Here is a 16612-nt window from a genome sequence, read left to right on the forward strand (position 1 = left end):
GTCCGTCGTCCCCATGGGGAATTACGTGACCGCGGGGGTGGGGAATTACGTGACGCGGAACCCGCGTCCGGTGGGGAATTTCATGATCGCTCACAGCAGGTTCACCGGAGCCGTCTCCAACGCCTTCCGCAGCTCCGTCCGCACCCACGACAGCGGGAAGGGCTCGCCGTCGGGCCAGTACTGCTTCTGTGCCTGAAACAGGGACCATGCTGTGCTCCCGATGATCCCGATCAACCACGAGAAGGACGCCCCGGAGAGGTCGACGAGCGAAATCTGATGCGCCAGTGCGTACTTCTGCGCTTCCGACGTGAAACCGTTCGCGGAGAACAGTGCGTACGAATACTGATAGCGCTGCCTCGGCCTCGTGCCGGCGTGCGTCATGAAATTCTCATTCACGTCGTGCAGCACGCCATGGCCGTTGCGAACAATCTCCAGTCCGCAAGGCGTCTGGTAGAACTTGGCCTCAAGGAAAAGGCGGACCGGCATGGAGAACGCCGGAGTGAAGGCGAACTCTCCCAGCACATCAACCTGGTGGAGAGCTCCCCTCCCACGTACCCGCAGCGTATCGCCGGTCGACACCAACTCCACCGGATCCTGATCTTCATGAACCAGCAGGCGGTACCCGCTGAAGCGCAGCAACCAGGCCAACGACTCCTCCAGCAGATAGCCCCGCAGCGCGGAATCCTTGGCCACTCCCCGCCCCTCCTTGTGAACTGCCGTGTCGCACCACCTCGATCTTCTCACCCGTCCACGTGGTTGGTCTGCCGGTCAAATCTTCTCTACCGGGAATCCCACACACCTCGCTGTCCGCCCACCATCGCCTCACCTGGAGGTGGGCGTGGCGCTGACTGCCCTGAAGAACTCGGCCCGTCTCCGCCGCGGAGCACAGCGGCGAAGCGGCTGGTGAACCCACTTCCGACACTCGCCCGGCGTCCGCTACGCCGCCCAGACGTCGGAAGCCATGCCGGCGGATGCCCCGCAGAAGGTCGATGCTCGCGTCCGGGACGCCTCGCATGACAGGCTGGCCACCCGCCATCGACGTCGGGCGACCCGCCTGTCATACGGGAGCAGACTCAGGCGATCGGCGAGTGGGCGAAGCTTTCGACACTGGGCCCTGAGTGCATGGCTGGCTCAGCCTCAAATGACATTGCGGCGGTGATATCACCCTAGCGATAGAGCGCCAGGCCGCCTGTGGTCCATGGTGGTCGTCCGCCATCCGCTGGGCTGCTGACGGTTTCGTCGGGTCACTTGTGGACGCGCCCGGTGAAGTCGGCGAGCGATCCATTCACTTGTGGGAGATCGCGCTGACGCCATAGCTCCCGCCCTGCGAGAGGTCACAGCCATGCCCCGCCCGTTCGGAGATTCGCCCTATGCGTTCACTGTCCCGCCGTCGGTCGAGGCGGTGCCAGCCGCACGAGACCGCGTTATCCACCGTGCGCAGCGACTCGGGCTGGTCCTGGATGAGGAGCTGACCAACGACTTGCGGTTGCTCACCGGAGAAGTAGTCGCGAACTCGGTCACGCACACGCAGGCCGCGTGCGTGGTGTCCGTGCAGTGGACCGGAGAGCGGCTGCGCGTGGAAGTCACCGACACTGACCCCACCTTGGTGCGCCCGTCCCAAGCTGAGGCGATGGACGAAAGCGGGCGGGGTCTCTTCCTCGTTGACGCATTGGCAACCGAGTGGGGCTCACAGCGCTGTACAGCGGGGAAGAAAACATGGTTCGAATTGGCAGTCTCCTCTTCCTCAGAGGGCACCGTAGCCGTGACCGCCTCAAATGCTGATGCCGCTGCAGAGGAGCCTGTGCCAATTATCTGTGCACCTGCGCAAATCGAGCATCAAGCGGCCTGAGCTGCTCGCACCCGGCCGCCATCGCCCCTCGCGGACCGCTGCTGGCACGCCTGCGGCCTAACGAGCGGGCACGTCTCGTCGCCTTTCGGGGTTTCCAGGCCAGCGCCGCCATCCCCATCACTGAACGGGTCCCACCTTGATCAGGTCTGCTTCCAGCCCTGCTCGTGCCTCTCACTCAAGGTGCACCTGCTGAGCCGGCCAACCGTGTGGGACGTCTTCGGCGATATTCGGTATCGCTGCGAGAGCTCTCGTCCTAACCTCTTCACCAACGCGATGACGGAGACGAGTAGCCCGGGTCCACGCGAGCCAAGAGAGCTGTCGGTAGCTGGGAAGGCAGCCTCGCGCCCTGCGGCGAATCCCCTCCCGAGTGCGGGGAGGAACGGCCTCAGCGGAGGCCCAATGTCCCGCCGGATGACCCCCGTAAAAGGTCGTGAACGAGGCCACCACTCTGTGGTGGCGAAGGCGCGGTGGCACCGCGAGTCGCCCCTTCTCGCCCGCGCTCCCAAGGGATCACGTCCTAACGACTGATCGAACGGAGCACCGGCACGATGATCGATGTCACCCTGATCCGCGACAATACGGCCCACGTCCAGCAGGCACTGGCCAAGCGGGACGTCCACGTCGACCTCGATGGGTTTCTGCAGCTGGACGACGACTACCGGCATACGCGCGCCGAGGTAGAGCGCCTCCGCCGGGAGCGGAAGAGGATCTCGGGCGAGATCGCGAAGCTGCAGCGGGCCGGCGAGGACGCGGCAGACCTACACCCGGAGGCGACGGCCGTCGGCGACAATCTGACCGCCGCCGAGACGAAGCTGGCCGAACTGGAACAAGCGCGTCGAGCCTTCCTTGATCCGTTGCCGAACCTACCCGACGCGGAGGTGCCGGCCGGAGGCAAGGAGAACAACGAGGTCGTCCGCGAAGTCGGCCGGCGCCCGGAGTTTGGCTTCGCGCTGAAGGATCACGTGCTTCTCGCTCGGCACCTCGGCCTGATCGACTACGAACGAGGAACGAAGCTCGGAGGCAGCGGCTTCTGGCTCTACCGGGGAAACGGCGCGCTCCTCGAGTGGGCGCTATTGAACTACTTCGTCGAGGCCCACGTGCGGGATGGCTACGAGTTCGTGCTGCCGCCGCACGTGCTGACCTTCGCAGCCGGGTACACGGCGGGCCAGTTCCCGAAGTTCGCCGACGAGGTCTTCGCCTTGGAGGAGGGCGAGCAAGGCCCGGCATGGTTCCTGCTGCCGACCGCGGAGACGGCGCTGGTCAACCTGCACCGGGACGAGACGCTGCCCGAGATGGAGTTGCCGAAGCGGTACGTCGCCTACACGCCGTGCTACCGCAAGGAGGCCGGCGGCTACCGCACGGCCGAGCGGGGAACCCTGCGCGGGCGCCAGTTCAACAAGGTCGAGCTGTTCCAGTTCGCCCACCCCGACGCATCGGACACCGCGCACGAGGAACTCCTCGGCAAAGCCGAGGAGTTGGTGAAGGAACTGGGCCTGCACTACCGGATCACGCGTCTTGCGGCTGGGGACACCAGCGCAGCAATGGCCAGGACGTACGACGTCGAGGTGTGGCTGCCGAGCATCGAGGCGTACGTCGAGGTCAGCTCGGTGTCGAATGCCCGCGACTACCAGGCGAGGCGCGGCAACATCCGCTACCGACCCCGGCAAGGCAAGTCGGCGTTCGTCCACACGCTGAATGCCTCCGGTCTGGCCACGAGCAGGCTTGTGCCCGCACTGCTGGAGCAGCACCAGCGGGCCGACGGCACGGTCGAAGTACCCGAGGTGCTGCGCGAGTGGATGCCGAGCGGCGTCCTGGCCGCACGGTCGTCGGCCTGATGCTGAGCGGGTTGTCTGTCGAGCATGAATGGGGGCGACGCCCGTCAGAATGTCCAACCACGCCGGTCGGCCAGCCACCGCAGGGTGACCTCTCCGCACCACGTCTGGTGCTGGCGAATGTGCGGTGACCAGTCTGCTGGGGGCCGTCCGCCGTAGGTGAGGAAGAAACCGGAGAGCGCCGCCAGCGCCGCATCGAGTTGCTCGGCGGCGACTCCGCGGGCGGTGGGGTGCTGGTCGAACAGGCAGGTGGCGTCGTGGCCGTCGGCGTAGGCGGTGGCCAGGAGGAGGACCAGGTCGAACCAACTGGCCCCCAGGCAAGGCCAGTTCCAGTCGCAGATCCACGCGGTGCCGTCTGCGTCGATCAGCACGTTGTCCTGGCGCAGGTCGTGGTGGAGGACGGCATTTCCTGCGACGGCCTCCCGCCATCCGCTCTCCAGGCCGGCCAGCACGTCCAGGAGGTCGAGTGGCATCCAGGAGGGGAGAACGTTCGTGGGTGTGGCGCCACGGGCGAGGTTGCGCCAGTCGGCGAAGTCACCGTCTTCGCCGACTGGCCTGATGTCGGCGTGCTGGAGTCCTGCGGGTGGGGTGGAGAGTGCCTCTGCAGTGATCGTGTAGGCGTCGAGGGTGGCCGTGAGCTCGTCGGGTTTCCATGGCGTGGCGGGCAAACGGCCGCCGTCGACAGCTTCGAAGCCGAGGACGACCCATCCGTCCTGCTCCTCCATCCACCGCAGGCGTGGCGCCGGCATCTGTGCGGGGAGCGCCTGGTTGATCAACGCCTCCCGGCGGTAGCAGTCGGCGACCACAGGGTTGTCCGTACTGCGGACCGCTTTGATGAACTGACATCCGGACGTCCCACGGAGTACTGCGGCGAAGCCGTTGGTGAATCCGCTCCCTGCGCTGGGCCCGGCCTGTACCTCGCCCCCGAGACGGTGTGCGATGAGGCGGCGAACGTCCTGCGGGAGGTCCTGCCAGTGTGGGCGTACCGCCGTGGCGTTGTACCGGAGGCGGGGGGTGACGATCTTGGGCATGCCGTCAGGATGAGGGAACCGCACTCTCCGGCGCCACGCAGTTGTCGCGTGGGCGAGTGCCGGTCCATGCGCTCACTGAGCCGCGTAGGGCTGTGTCGAGACAAGGAGCGTCCTGGTCGCTGCGGCCACCGCATGATCCTCTGTCCCTCACCCTGATGATCAACGGTGGCCGCACCCATTCCCGAACCGGCCGGCTGCCACGATCACGAACTGCGGACGGGATGAGGCTTGGCCCAACCGGTGGCGGACACCACCTCCCACGCGATGTCCACGACAGGTCGTTCATCCGTCACCACCCGCACGGTATCTGCGGCGGCCCGCTGGTCCAGGAGCCGCGCCTTGCGCCCGCTCCCTTCCAGCTCCTTTTCCAGCTCCGAGCCGAGTTCCCGCCCCACCAGCCGCTCGCGGGCGGTGGCATCGGAGGCGGTGAGCAGGACTCGTATGATCCGCACCCGGCCCCCATGGCACGCTCGAACATGCCAGCCGCCTCGGGCAGCACACTCACGGTGTTTGTGTAGATCAGACGCCGGTAGCCGCGCTGGGCGAAGTTCGCCCACACGGCAGTCAGATTACTCTCGGTGATCTCCGCGCGGTGCGGGTCCCCTGCTGGTGCTGGATGCACCTGCCCCATGAAGTCCCCCTCGATGACCGCGTGAGGGGCCGCGGCGCGCAGTTGCGCCGAAACCTCCCACCCCACCGTCGTCTTGCCGACGCCGGCTCGCCCGCCGATGAGCAGTACTTCAGCTTGATCCATGAGGGCAGCGTGCCAGCGCGCGACCGCGGCACGCGATGCGATTACTCGCCACCGCAATCTGATGACAAGATCACGAGCTGAAGTGGAGCATCAGGAGAGTGTCCGTAGAGGCGGGCCTGGAGTGGCAGCTACGGGGCGGAGCATCGGCCCCGTGATGTCGACGGGTGCGTTCAAGCCGTCCAGGAGGACGATGATCCGGTCGATGTTGGTGAGGCGTCGCTGCCCAGATTCCAGCATCGACAGAAAAGCCTGGCTCAGCCCTGTGAGGAGGGCCATGTCCTCCTGGCGGAGGTGGCCGTACTCTCGCACGAGTTGGCACAGCCTGCCGAAGTCCTTGTGTAACAGGGCGTCTCTGACGTCCTGGCGAGCCCATACCTGAGGTGGAACGGGGCGCGCAGGCTCTACGGCTGTCCCACTGCGAGCGCAGCCGGAACAGATGTCTTCCCTGTTGTACCGACTCAGGCGGCATCGGCAGAGGCTGCAGAGCCGGGTGCGGCTGGTTGGCATAGGGGTGCTTCTCGTGGCGCTCACGGCGATGCGCTCCGTGCCCGACGACGTTGGGGCGGCATCAGACGAGCGTCGAGATGAGTAGTCATTGCCACCCATCGCATCCGTACGTGCCTTCGGGCAACTCTTGAATGCGTCGCCCCAGGTCGTTGTGCCGGGGAGCGCCGCGCTCAATCCCTGATCGGGCATCCGGTCCCTCCGATTGCCGGTGATGCCCTCAGACTGGCGCCGGTCAGGACGAAGGACCCGGACAGACTGTCCGGGTCCAATTCTTCTTGTTCCGGGCTTTATTGATGGAACGTCAGGAGACTGCCTTGCTGGCCTCGTCTAGTACGGCTTCCCACGGGTACCGGCGCCCCGGCATCCCAGCCCGCGGCTCCGCGAGCGGCCATACCTCGTCTCCGTAGATCAACCGCACACCTGAATCGTGAAGGGCTTGGATGTGCCCTTCCCATGCGGGGTGGCGAGCGTGCGCGGCGTTCACCCGGGGCCAGACGACTACCGGGAGGTCCAGTGTTCCGATGGCTTCGTTGACCTGTGTCAACGCCTGGTTGTCTGAGATCCCCAGGGCGAGCTTGGCGACGGTGTTGGCACTTGCCGGGGCCACGACGTAGCAGTCCACGGGCGGATGCGGCCGGGAGTCACCCGGCAGGCGTGATTCGGACCGCACGGGAAGGCCGGTCAGCCCCTCGAGCTGCGCCGTCTCCCCGCTCGCGCGGAGCCACTGACCTGCGGTCGGTGTGAGCGTGACCGCAACCGTCCAGCCCCGTTCGAGCGCCGGGATCACGAGCCCTGTACGCAGTTCCTCAATCCCGCCGGCGCTCGATCCGACGACGCCCAGTACCTTGCCCTGCATCGAGCTCACTGCACCGCCCTGCATCGTTGGGCCATGGCCAGCAGCTCGGACGATTGGCTGCCGCCCGTGACCGGGGACTGCTTCCTCAGGTCGCGAAGGGTCTCGCGTACACGTGGATTGTTCCGCACGAGCTGGGGCGAGGTTTGTTCGGCCTCCCGCAGTTCCCTGAAGGACTCGTCGACGCGACCTCTGAGGCAGAGGCCGCGGGCGTAGTCGATGCGATGAGACACGGCGCGTTCCGCCGGCATGTGGGAGACGTCGATGCCGCCATGCTCGACGACGTACGGGATGTTCTCCAGGTCAAGCTCAATCGACAGGCGGTGCAGCTCGACGTTCGTCGGACCGAAGCACGTGTGCCAGTGGTTCTCGTCAGAACCGAGCCGGTCGGCGAGCCGCTTTGCCTTCTCCAACAGGGAGTTGGCGGTTTGCCGATCCTGGTGCCGTGCAGCGGCCACTGCAGCCCGCAGATGAATCATGCCAAGCAGGCTCAAGGCGGCCGGGTCGTCGTTCCCGACCCGACTGACGAGCCAGGCCGCGGCGGTATCGCCCAGTTCGAGGGCGTCCGCGTATCGCCCGTTGGCCAGCAGTGCGTGCGTACCGGAGCGGGCGGCGGAGACGAGCGACAGCGGGTCCTCGGACTCGTCGGCGGCCCGCATGGCGCGTTCGGCCGCGAGCCACGACAAGTCGGACTCGCCGACCTTGGCGAGGGTGGTTGCCGCCAGGTGATGCGTGCGGGCGGAGACGGCGAGGCCGCGTCGCCGCTGATCGCCCGGCGGAAGGTCTTCCAGCTCCTGGGCAGTCCGCAGCAGACCGGGCAGGGCGGCGATGACGTCGCCAAGAACGCCAGCCTGGTAGTCACCCCAGCTGCGCTCGACGAAGACCTGCGCCTGCTCCGGCCTCGGCAACTGCCGCTCCGCCGTGGGACCGAACAACTGCTTGGAGAGCCGTCGAGGGCTCATCAGCGCATCGCGGACCGCCGGCACGTCGTCCATGTGCCTTTCCTCGTCCTCCAAGAGGACGGGCTGCCCCATCAAGTCGCCGAGCGGGACCCGCAGTACGCGAGCGAGCTCAGCGAGCTTGTCGATTCTCGGCGGCTTTCGTACTCCTCGCTCGATCTTCGACAGCCAGTCGGTGCTGTGCCCGACGAGGCCGGCGAGGACGGGCTGCGTGTAGCCCCGGCGCTCGCGGTAGAACGCGATCCGCTCTCCTATGCTGAGGTGATCGCCAAGACCACGCATGTGCGCTGCCTCCCCCACTTTGGTCTGTCATTCACGGTAGCGGCCGAGCAGGCCGCGAGATCAGGCAGGGATTCGGGCTGCGGTGCCATGTTCAACATCCGCTCTCGGGCCTGGAACAGGCCGGACACTTTGTCCGGCTACACCCACGAGGCGCCAGAGCTGTGCACGTCCGCCTTCCCTGCGAACGCTCGATGCCTTGGGGGGGATTACTTGCGTGGTGGCGCAACGTGAGGAAGTCTCCGAGCCGCCGGATCATGAAGAAGTGTCCAGCGAACTCGTTGCGTCCTCCACCGCACAGCAGTGCCTTGCCCTCAGTCAGAAGGCATCGCAAGATCTTCGGTAGAGCTGAACACTGTGATCGTCCACAGTGCCCGAGCGCCCGTTGGAAATCGGTAGGCTGCCTGTATGCCTGATGCCTCCACACGCGTGCGTTTCGCCCCGTCTCCCACTGGAATGTTCCATGTTGGCGGGGCCCGGTCGGCTCTCTACAACTGGGCCGTCGCACGACAGTCTGGGGGCAAGTTCGTCCTGCGGATCGAGGACACTGACGCGGCCCGCAACAAGCCCGAGTGGATCGACGGCATCATCAGCGCGCTCGCGTCCATCGGGATCTCCAAGGACGATCCCGCCTTCGAGGGTCCCTACTTCCAGTCGCAGAACGCCGACCGGCACCGCGAGGCCGCCCAGCAGCTCTATGCCCAGGGCCGCGCGTACTACTGCGACTGCACGCGTGAGCAGGTGCAGGAGCGGACCGGCTCGCAGCACCTCGGCTACGACGGTTTCTGCCGGGACCGGGGCCTCGAGTACGTGGAGGGTCGGGCGCTGCGGTTCCGTACGCCTACTGAGGGCGAGACGGTGGTCGTGGACCTGATCCGAGGTGAGCCGTCCTTCCCGAACTCGGCGATCGAGGACTTCGTCATCGCCCGCGGCGACGGCTCCCCGGTCTTCCTGATCGCCAACGTCGTCGACGACCTCGACGAGGGGATCACCCTGGTCATCCGCGGCGACGAGCACCTGTCAAACACGCCCAAACAGCAGTTGCTGTGGGAGGCGCTCGGCTCGAAGGCCCCGGTGTGGGCGCACCTGCCGGTGATCGTAAACGAGAAGCGGCAGAAGCTGTCCAAGCGCCGCGACAAGGTCGCTCTTGAGGACTACCTCGCCGAGGGCTACCTGCCGGAGGCGATGACCAACTATCTGATGCTGCTCGGCTGGGGCCCCGGCGACGGCGTCGAGCTCCGCCCGTACGCGGAGCTGGAGGAGAAGTTCCGCGTCGAGGACGTGAACACCTCACCGGCCTTCTTCGACATCAAGAAGCTGACCGCGTTCAACGGCGAGTACATCCGAGCCCTGACTGTGGAGAAGTTCATCGAGGCATGCGAGCCGTGGCTGCGCGCCCCGTACGCCCACTGGGCGCCCGAGGACCTCGACCAGGCCGCCTGGGAGGCGATCGCCCCGCATGCCCAGACCCGCGTGGCCGTCCTGTCGGACATCACGGCCAACGTCGACTTCCTCTTTCTGAAAGAGCCGGTGGAGGACGAGGCGTCCTGGGACAAGGCAATGAAGGGCGACCCGGTGGCTCTCCTGGCCACGGCCCGCGCCAAGCTCGCGACGGCCGACTGGACCAGCCCCGAGTCCCTCAAGGGGACAATCCTGGCCGCCGGCCAAGAGCACAGCCTGAAGCTGGGCAAGGCCCAGGCCCCGGTGCGCGTCGCCATTACGGGCCGCACGGTCGGCCTGCCCCTCTTCGAGTCCCTGGAGGTCCTCGGCAAGGACCGCACACTGACCAGGATCGACGCGGCCCTGGCGAAGCTCGCCGGCTGACCACTTCGCGCTCAAGGTCCCGTCGCCCGTATGGGGAAGCGGGACCCGACGTCGCGGAAGTATGTCGCGTCAAAGCGGACCAGCGTCTCGTGCACGATCTTCGGGTCCCTCCGATGGTGCGCTCTATCGGAGATCTTGTGACCGTCCCGGTGCTGTCGGGACGGCATGTGGGCGTGGACCGCAAGGGTTATTTGGTTGCTCGGGAATACGCTGCCTGATGCACTGAACGGCATGACGACCATCACTGGCGAGATGAGGACCACGTTCCGTCAGCAGGGATTCATAGTGATTCCCGACGTGCTCCGCGGAGAACAGATCGCCACAGGCCGCAGGGTGGTCGCTGCCATGCTGGAGCGGCAGCCCCCCGCCGGCGACCACGTCGGACCGTATTTCCTATGGCCGTCTTTCCCCCCAACCGGCCATCCACTGCTCGACTTCTATCGGGAGACGGGCATCGGGCGTCTCGCCACCCAGCTACTGCGTACCGATCTGGCCGTGCAGGACCCCGTTTTCGCGCAGGTGGCCACAACGATCCCGCCGTGGCCGCATCGGCCGGGCGGGCCGCACGTCGACGGCCTGACGCCGGGGGAAGCGGACGGACGTCCGGGGACGTTCTCGCTGCTGGCCGGCGTGTGGCTCACCGATCATGACCGGCGGCATCGGGGGAACCTATGGGTCTGGCCGGGCACCCATCTGCGGTTCGGGCGATACCTCGCCGAACGCGGCGCAGAGGCCCTGGCCTGCGTCGAAGAGATGAATCCGGGCCCCTATCCGAAGATCGAGCTCGGAGAGCCGACGCAGGCCGTCGGCGGTGCGGGCAGTGTGCTGTTCGCGCACTACCTGCTCGCCCACAACATCGGTAACCACGACGGTCCAGCTGACGAGGGGCGGCGCGAGACGGTGTACTACCGGCTCCACGCGAGCGGCCACCGTGATCGGTGGCGCGAGGCCGTCACTGATCCACTCGCCGAATTCCGCTGATAGGGAGCGGAGTAGGGAGCCGGGCGTGCGCGTGGTGTCGGCCGACCAGGGCCAGCCAGCCACACCCACCGAACGCGGCAGCACTCGCCCCACCTCTCCTGGCGGCCGTCGGACACAGCGCAAGAACGAGACGCTTGTCCCGCCGCAGATGATCCGGTCCGTGGCTGCGGCTCTGACGTGCAGCGACCAGATGACGTGAGACGTCCGAAGATCCAGAAGTGGTTCCTGGACGTGTTCTCTCTCGGGGTCTCAACGGATCTGGTCCAGCGAAGGCGGATCGGCTCGGGTGCAGGTCAGCCAGTGCGGCCTGGACGGAAAATCACGCGAGACCCATCGGCTGCACCGTGAAGGATGGCCCTATGGTCCATCAGATTGACGTACCCCAACCTGACGATGCTGCAGCCATGGGCCGGGTTCAGTTGAGGGCCTGGCTCCAGACCTACCTCAACGAGGGAGCGGGGATCGATGAGGCGTGGATCCACGAGCACCGCGGGTCCGCTGTGACCGCGGAGGGTATTGCCCAGTGGCGAGACTTCATCAAGGACGCCGTGCGGCAGCCGGATCTGTTGTTCTGCCGTGTCGTTCGTTCCGGGGCGGAGATCGTCGGGTTCCTCTGCGGGCGCCGAGACGAGGTGGTCACCCTCGGGCCGATGTATCTGTTGAACGAAGCCCAAGGCCAAGGCACCGGCGGTCGGCTGATGGGCGAGTTCCTGGCGTGGGCGCAGGACGCTCCCATGCGCCTGTGGGTGACCGATTACAACGAGAAGGCGATCCGCTTCTACGAGCGGTACGGATTCAGGACCACTGGTGAGCGTGAGCTCTGGCGAGGCAAGCTGCCCAACGTGCGCATGGCCCGTGAGTCCGAGCTGGGCGACAAGATCACCTAAGACAGCGCGATTCGGACCAGTTCATCTGAGGTAGAGACCAGGTCGGCTGAGACGGACAACGCTGACCCAGATCGGTGCCGGGTTCGGAGTTGTCCTTTCACAGTGAAGTTTGTCGGTGGCAGCGTCATGACCTGGGCGACTGGCTTCCCTGTCAAAGGACATCATTGACTGGGCCACTCACGATCCACCTCAGGACGGCGGACTGCTCCCGACCTTCCCGTGCTGCGGGCGGTGTCTGATCTACTAGGCCCTGCCGCCTCGTCCCGGCGGAAAACTGCGGGCGCACGCCGACACCACGAGGGATCATGAGGCATGCGTCCGGATGGCTGGCACCTCACCGAAGACCTCGACGGCTTTCTTGCCCGAGCCGGAGACTTCCTGCGCTCGCGCCCTGCCCTGCACACCGTCCCGCTGACGGTGACCGAGGCACTGCATACGCGCGGGGCGGACGAGTACGGCGCCGAAGTCCCCGTCTTCGGCAGCCTTGAGCGGGCGGGCGAGGTCCGCGCGGCCTTCTTCCGCACCCCGCCCCGGCGCCCGTACCTCACCCCGCTCACCCTCGAGGAGGCCGACGCCCTCGCCGCCCACCTGGCCCGCCTCGGCCACCGCCTCCCCGGCGTCAACGCGGACCACGACACCGCCACCGCCTTCGCCGATGCCTGGGCGCGGCACACGGGCGCGACGCCGGCGCTGCACGAGCGGGAGCGCCTGTACCGCCTCGGCACGCTCACACCACCGGAGGCACTCCCGGAGGGCCGAAGCCGAGTCGCGGGCGAGCAGGACCGTGAGCAACTCATGCTCTGGCACCGCGAGTTCATCACCGCCATCGGAGGAACCCCCGCTGCGGACAACAGCTCATGGGCGGATACACGCATCGCCCAGGGACGCGTCACACTCTGGGAAACCCCGGACGGCACCCCCGTCTCCATGGCGGGCGTGACCCCGATGGTCGCTGGCCAGGTCCGGGTGGCCCCCGTCTACACCCCGGCCCACCAACGAGGCCGCGGTTACGCGGGCGCCGCGACGGTCGAGGTGAGTCGGGCCGCGCTGGCCGCAGGCGCGGCGGAGGTCCTCCTGTTCGCGGACCTGGCCAACCCCACCAGCAACGGCCTCTACCAGCGAATCGGGTACCGCCCGGTCACCGACTTCGCGGTGTACGACTTCTCGTGTGCCGGGCCGGAAATTCGTTGAAGAACTCCGAGGGTCCCGTGACGTGCGGCACAGCGAACGCCCCTGACATCAGGGCGCTGAGGCACTGCCGGGACAGTGCCGGCAGGGAGAGTGACCGCACCACACAATGTGGACCAGAGCCCGAGAACGGGAGTCGTTTCGATGCGACTTCAGCATCCCCCGAGGCTCCGTCGTGATCACTGTCGATGCGTTCGGGTGTCACTTCGGTAGGACCACGAGCGCCGCACGCAACCGGACGGCACGACCACACCACCCACTTCGAACACCGAAGCTGACGGGTCCTGGAGCCGATACGCTCCCGGCGACCACGCACGGTGACTGACTGGACGGTCAATCACCGCTGCGTGGCCTTGCACGCCGGGTAAGGCAGTCGACGGTCAGACGACAGCCGGCTGAACCGTCAAGGTTCCTTCGGCGGTGTCGATCGTGGCCCGGGTGCCGATCGGGATGGTCGGAGGGTGCAGGCCGTGTCCGGCAGGGAGTCCGCCGAGAACAGGAACACCCAGGCGAGTCAGCCGGTCACGCAGGACGTCGGCAATGCCCCATCCCCCCAGGGTCGGGTCATCGGCATCCTGGTCGAAGCCAAGGAACTGGCCCAGTGCGACACCGCGCAGCCCGTCCAGGGCCCCACTACGGGTCAGCTGGGTCAGTGCACGGTCGACCTCCCCCAGCCCTGTGCCCCTCTGGTGTTCGAGAAACAGGATCGCCCCCTCAAGGCTCGGCAGACCGGCCCCGGCCGCGGTGCGGATCGCGTCCAGGTTGCCGCCGACCAGGACACCGGTCGCGGTGCCCTCGACGGTGAGCGCGGAACTGGCCTCGCCGGTGTGCCGGTGGATGATGACGGGGTCAGTGGTCATCAGCGCACGGCGAAGGGCGTCGGCTGATGCGCGCCCGGACCATTCGTCGCTCCAGTTGGCAAAGGGGCCATGCAGGCAGGCCAGGCGGCATCGGGCCCAGAGTGCAAGGTGGATGTGGGTGATGTCGCTGAAGCCGACCACGGGCTTCGGGTCGCGGCGCAGCGTGTCTGTAGCGAGGTCGTCGACGATGCGGTAGGCGCCTTTGCCGCCCCGGGTGGCAATCACGGCGCGAACCCCCGGGTCGCCGAACGCAGAGTTCAGGTCGAAGGCGCGGTCCTCATCCCGACCGGCCATATACCCCCATCGGTCAAAGACGTGCTCACCCAACTCGACCTGGAGCCCCCATGACCTCAGTAGCTCGACGCCGCGAGCGACTCCCTCGCGGCTGGGGGGACTGGCCGGAGAGACGATCCGTACCCGATCCCCGGGCCGCAACCGCGGCGACCGCACGGTCTGGAGACTGTCGAAGGGATTCATGCCACGATGTTCCTACACACGCCACGTCCACGCAGGGCCGGTCGGTGCCGGCATGTGAGAATCCCTTACTGAGTCGCAGTGGAAACGGGTTGCCTGCCGGTCCGGCCCTACAGCGGCGGATGTCCCAATGGCCCCGAGGGTTCGCACTGGGGTGGAGTGGGGTGCGCTGAGGTCCGCAGCATGGGGCCAGTGAGCTCGATCGGCACGTCAAGGCCATCAAGCATCATGATGATCTTGTCGATGTTGGTGAGCCGCCGTACGCCTGACTCCAGCATCGACAGGAACGACTGACCGAGCCCGGTCAAGGTGGCCAGGTCTTCTTGCCGTAACCCTCCAAGGCGGCGGACCAGCACACAGAAGGTCCCAAAATCCCGCATGGCGAGCGCCTGTTGAACCTTGGCGTCGGACCAAACGTGCGCCAGCGTCGGTGGCTCTTGTGTCCGGCGGATGCACGCGGCGCAGGACGTCTCATCGTTGTAGCGGCTGAGGTGGCACCCACACCCTTTACACCGGCGCGCTTGTCGCGGGCGAGGTGCCTCGAAGGTAGGCACAGCCGATACGGACACATCTCCTCCGTTTAGTGGGCACTCTTTCGCGGCCAGTCGCTGGGACGACGGGTGGGGCTGTGGCGGGTACAGAACCATGACATCGGCGACTGAGTAGCTGAGGTTCACGGACTCGCCGAAGATGCAGAGGCCCGGACGGCGGCGACGCGACGGACGAGTTCGGTGGCCTGGTTGGGCGGCAGTCCGCACATGGGAGCCCCCTCCGAGCACGAGTTGAAAACCCGAGAGGGCAACGCCGTGTCGACCGCTGCCCTGCGCTGAGTGTCCGTCAAGTTCATGATTACAAGCGTCGGATGGGAGACGATGACCACGCGAGGGCCTGCTCCGGACCCATGGCGGACCGTATGCGGACCAGAACGGGACCTGGACGGGCAGCTCGTTGGAAGCGCGGGAACCTGAAGATGCAGACCACGTAGCAGGGGGCGACGCTATGGCTGGCAACGCCGGCAAGAGCGGCCAGGATCCACGAACGGTGCTTGAGCTACTGCTCTCTCAGCAACCCAAGACGTACGAGGAGATCGCTCGTGACTTCGGGGTGCTGGCCCGCAAGATGGGTGAGGACGCGACGCTGACTGCTCGGCATCTTCGGCGCCTTGCCTCTGGTCAGCGGTCTGGGGTAAACCCCGTCACCCGCCGTGTTCTGCAGATGATGTTCGGCAAACCGCTTGAGGAGCTGCTCAGCCCGTGGGATGGGGCGCTCGGGGCGGGGAGCACGCCTTCGGGTTTGGTCATTGCGACTGGCCATCCCACAGCAGACAAGGAGCTGATCAACGTGGCGGCACAGCGGGCCCGACGCTTCGCCCTGACGACGGGGCAGACCGACCTCACTCCCGAGGCCATGGACCAGGTCCACGCGGACGTTCAACGCCTCGCCATGGAGTATCCGCAGCGACCTCTCTCTGAGCTGCTGCCGGACATGATCGAGGCGCAGGACACCATTTACACCTTGCTCGAGCGCCAGCGGCGCCCTGGGCAAGCGCGCCAGCTCTATCTGCTGGCAGGAGTGACCGGAGGCTTGCTGGCCAAGGCGAGCCACGATCTGGCTGATCCGCATGCCGCGCTGACGCAGGCCCGTACGGCGTTCATGTGCGCGGACCAGGCTGATCACAACGGTTTGCGGGCGTGGATCCGCGGCGTTCAGTCCTTGGTAGCGTACTGGGCCGGCCGTACGCGAGAGGCTGTGCAGTACGCGCAATCGGGCGCGGAGTTCGCCGCCCTGGCGGGCAATACGGCCAAGGTGTGGCTGCCGATGAACGAGGCCCGCGCCTGGGCGGCACTCGGCAACGCCGACAAGTCCCGCGCAGCGATCCAGCGAGCCGAGGATGCCTGGGAGTCCGTCCAAGAGGACGAGGTGGACGAGCTGGGCGGTCTCTGCCGATTCGGCCGGGTGCGCCAGATCTACTACGCGGCTGACGCCCTGACGTGGCTGCCATCCGAGGCGGGAGCTGCCCAAGACTACGCCGAGCGGGCCGTGCTGGAGTACGAGGACGAGTCGACACCTGAATGGGCGTTCGGCGACCAGGCTGGCAGCCGGGCCGACCTGGCGATCGCTCGGATCCAGATGGGCGAGCTGGAAGGCGCGGCGGAGGCCGTCGTCCCCGTCCTTGACCTCGCACCCGAGCAGCGCATCAACGGGATCGTTCACAGCGCACAGCGAGTACACCAGGCGTTGCGGGACTCTCCGCTCGCTGAGGCAGGATCTGACCTGCAAGAGCAGATCGAGATGTTCACCCGCACACCGCTGAAGTCTCTGCCCCGTTGAGGA

The 16612-nt window shown here is 66.8% G+C and carries 14 protein-coding genes and 1 pseudogene; 7 read left to right on the forward strand and 8 right to left on the reverse strand.

Annotated elements, in window-relative coordinates; translation table 11 throughout:
- Positions 1-90: 90 nt before the first annotated feature.
- Positions 91-693: a hypothetical protein gene (locus tag ABT300_RS12290; RefSeq protein ID WP_351674322.1), complete on the reverse strand. Its 603-nt coding sequence runs from the start codon at positions 691-693 to the stop codon at positions 91-93.
- A gap of 649 nt (positions 694-1342) precedes the next feature.
- Between ABT300_RS12290 and ABT300_RS12295 the strand changes: the two genes are divergently transcribed.
- Positions 1343-1849 carry an ATP-binding protein gene (locus tag ABT300_RS12295; RefSeq protein WP_351674324.1) on the forward strand — a complete coding sequence of 169 codons (507 nt, stop codon included), beginning with the start codon at positions 1343-1345 and terminating at the stop codon, positions 1847-1849.
- A 548-nt stretch (positions 1850-2397) separates the two neighbouring features.
- Complete coding sequence (serS, locus tag ABT300_RS12300; RefSeq protein WP_351674326.1) at positions 2398-3684, forward strand: serine--tRNA ligase; 1287 nt, start codon at positions 2398-2400, stop codon at positions 3682-3684.
- Positions 3685-3728: 44 nt separating this feature from the next.
- On the opposite strand, the gene ABT300_RS12305 is transcribed toward serS, so the two are convergent.
- The 5 genes and pseudogenes from ABT300_RS12305 to ABT300_RS12325 all read right to left on the reverse strand — a co-directional run bounded on the left by ABT300_RS12305 (position 3729) and on the right by ABT300_RS12325 (position 8067).
- On the reverse strand, positions 3729-4712 hold the full coding sequence (locus ABT300_RS12305; protein ID WP_351674328.1) for a phosphotransferase: 984 nt from the start codon (positions 4710-4712) through the stop codon (positions 3729-3731).
- A gap of 203 nt (positions 4713-4915) precedes the next feature.
- A pseudogene (locus ABT300_RS12310) lies at positions 4916-5466 on the reverse strand (nucleoside/nucleotide kinase family protein).
- 90 nt (positions 5467-5556) lie between these two features.
- Positions 5557-6162, reverse strand: a complete 606-nt coding sequence (locus ABT300_RS12315) for a helix-turn-helix domain-containing protein (RefSeq protein WP_351674330.1) — start codon at positions 6160-6162, stop codon at positions 5557-5559.
- 112 nt (positions 6163-6274) lie between these two features.
- The gene (locus ABT300_RS12320; RefSeq protein ID WP_334648822.1) at positions 6275-6829 is read right to left on the reverse strand and encodes a flavoprotein; all 555 of its coding nucleotides are present in this window, start codon (positions 6827-6829) and stop codon (positions 6275-6277) included.
- A gap of 5 nt (positions 6830-6834) precedes the next feature.
- Positions 6835-8067, reverse strand: a complete 1233-nt coding sequence (locus tag ABT300_RS12325) for a helix-turn-helix domain-containing protein (RefSeq protein WP_351674332.1) — start codon at positions 8065-8067, stop codon at positions 6835-6837.
- A gap of 453 nt (positions 8068-8520) precedes the next feature.
- Here ABT300_RS12325 and gltX point away from each other — a divergent pair, with 453 nt between their 5' ends.
- The 4 genes from gltX to ABT300_RS12345 all read left to right on the forward strand — a co-directional run bounded on the left by gltX (position 8521) and on the right by ABT300_RS12345 (position 12947).
- Positions 8521-9888, forward strand: a complete 1368-nt coding sequence (gene gltX / locus ABT300_RS12330) for a glutamate--tRNA ligase (RefSeq protein WP_351674334.1) — start codon at positions 8521-8523, stop codon at positions 9886-9888.
- 231 nt (positions 9889-10119) lie between these two features.
- Positions 10120-10869 carry a phytanoyl-CoA dioxygenase family protein gene (locus ABT300_RS12335; protein WP_351674335.1) on the forward strand — a complete coding sequence of 250 codons (750 nt, stop codon included), beginning with the start codon at positions 10120-10122 and terminating at the stop codon, positions 10867-10869.
- Positions 10870-11228: 359 nt separating this feature from the next.
- Entirely contained in the window at positions 11229-11756 is a 528-nt protein-coding gene (locus ABT300_RS12340) for a GNAT family N-acetyltransferase (RefSeq protein WP_351674337.1), read from the forward strand.
- Positions 11757-12068: 312 nt separating this feature from the next.
- Positions 12069-12947, forward strand: coding sequence for a GNAT family N-acetyltransferase (locus tag ABT300_RS12345; protein WP_351674339.1), 879 nt, complete (start codon positions 12069-12071; stop codon positions 12945-12947).
- A 377-nt stretch (positions 12948-13324) separates the two neighbouring features.
- Here ABT300_RS12345 and ABT300_RS12350 read toward each other — a convergent pair whose 3' ends face one another.
- Both ABT300_RS12350 and ABT300_RS12355 read right to left on the reverse strand, forming a co-directional pair.
- A complete protein-coding gene (locus ABT300_RS12350; RefSeq protein WP_351674341.1) occupies positions 13325-14281 on the reverse strand; it encodes a S66 peptidase family protein in 957 nt (318 codons plus the stop codon).
- 107 nt (positions 14282-14388) lie between these two features.
- Positions 14389-14925, reverse strand: coding sequence for a helix-turn-helix domain-containing protein (locus tag ABT300_RS12355; protein ID WP_351674389.1), 537 nt, complete (start codon positions 14923-14925; stop codon positions 14389-14391).
- A gap of 352 nt (positions 14926-15277) precedes the next feature.
- Between ABT300_RS12355 and ABT300_RS12360 the strand changes: the two genes are divergently transcribed.
- Entirely contained in the window at positions 15278-16609 is a 1332-nt protein-coding gene (locus ABT300_RS12360) for an NsdA family TPR-like regulatory protein (RefSeq protein WP_351674342.1), read from the forward strand.
- Positions 16610-16612 lie beyond the last annotated feature (3 nt).

It is taken from the genome of Streptomyces sp. NPDC001027, assembly GCF_040299045.1.
Taxonomy (GTDB): Bacteria; Actinomycetota; Actinomycetes; order Streptomycetales; family Streptomycetaceae; genus Streptomyces.

Excerpts from the sequence above, each read along its gene's own strand:
- ABT300_RS12350 (WP_351674341.1), bottom strand. The coding sequence starts at position 14,281 with ATGAATCCCTTCGACAGTCTCCAGACCGTGCGGTCGCCGCGGTTGCGG.
- ABT300_RS12295 (WP_351674324.1), top strand. The coding sequence starts at position 1,343 with ATGCCCCGCCCGTTCGGAGATTCGCCCTATGCGTTCACTGTCCCGCCG.
- ABT300_RS12360 (WP_351674342.1), top strand. The coding sequence starts at position 15,278 with ATGGCTGGCAACGCCGGCAAGAGCGGCCAGGATCCACGAACGGTGCTT.
- ABT300_RS12320 (WP_334648822.1), bottom strand. The coding sequence starts at position 6,829 with ATGCAGGGCAAGGTACTGGGCGTCGTCGGATCGAGCGCCGGCGGGATT.
- ABT300_RS12335 (WP_351674335.1), top strand. The coding sequence starts at position 10,120 with ATGACGACCATCACTGGCGAGATGAGGACCACGTTCCGTCAGCAGGGA.
- ABT300_RS12340 (WP_351674337.1), top strand. The coding sequence starts at position 11,229 with ATGGTCCATCAGATTGACGTACCCCAACCTGACGATGCTGCAGCCATG.
- gltX (WP_351674334.1), top strand. The coding sequence starts at position 8,521 with ATGTTCCATGTTGGCGGGGCCCGGTCGGCTCTCTACAACTGGGCCGTC.
- ABT300_RS12305 (WP_351674328.1), bottom strand. The coding sequence starts at position 4,712 with ATGCCCAAGATCGTCACCCCCCGCCTCCGGTACAACGCCACGGCGGTA.
- ABT300_RS12315 (WP_351674330.1), bottom strand. The coding sequence starts at position 6,162 with ATGCCCGATCAGGGATTGAGCGCGGCGCTCCCCGGCACAACGACCTGG.
- ABT300_RS12345 (WP_351674339.1), top strand. The coding sequence starts at position 12,069 with ATGCGTCCGGATGGCTGGCACCTCACCGAAGACCTCGACGGCTTTCTT.
- ABT300_RS12325 (WP_351674332.1), bottom strand. The coding sequence starts at position 8,067 with ATGCGTGGTCTTGGCGATCACCTCAGCATAGGAGAGCGGATCGCGTTC.
- serS (WP_351674326.1), top strand. The coding sequence starts at position 2,398 with ATGATCGATGTCACCCTGATCCGCGACAATACGGCCCACGTCCAGCAG.
- ABT300_RS12355 (WP_351674389.1), bottom strand. The coding sequence starts at position 14,925 with ATGGTTCTGTACCCGCCACAGCCCCACCCGTCGTCCCAGCGACTGGCC.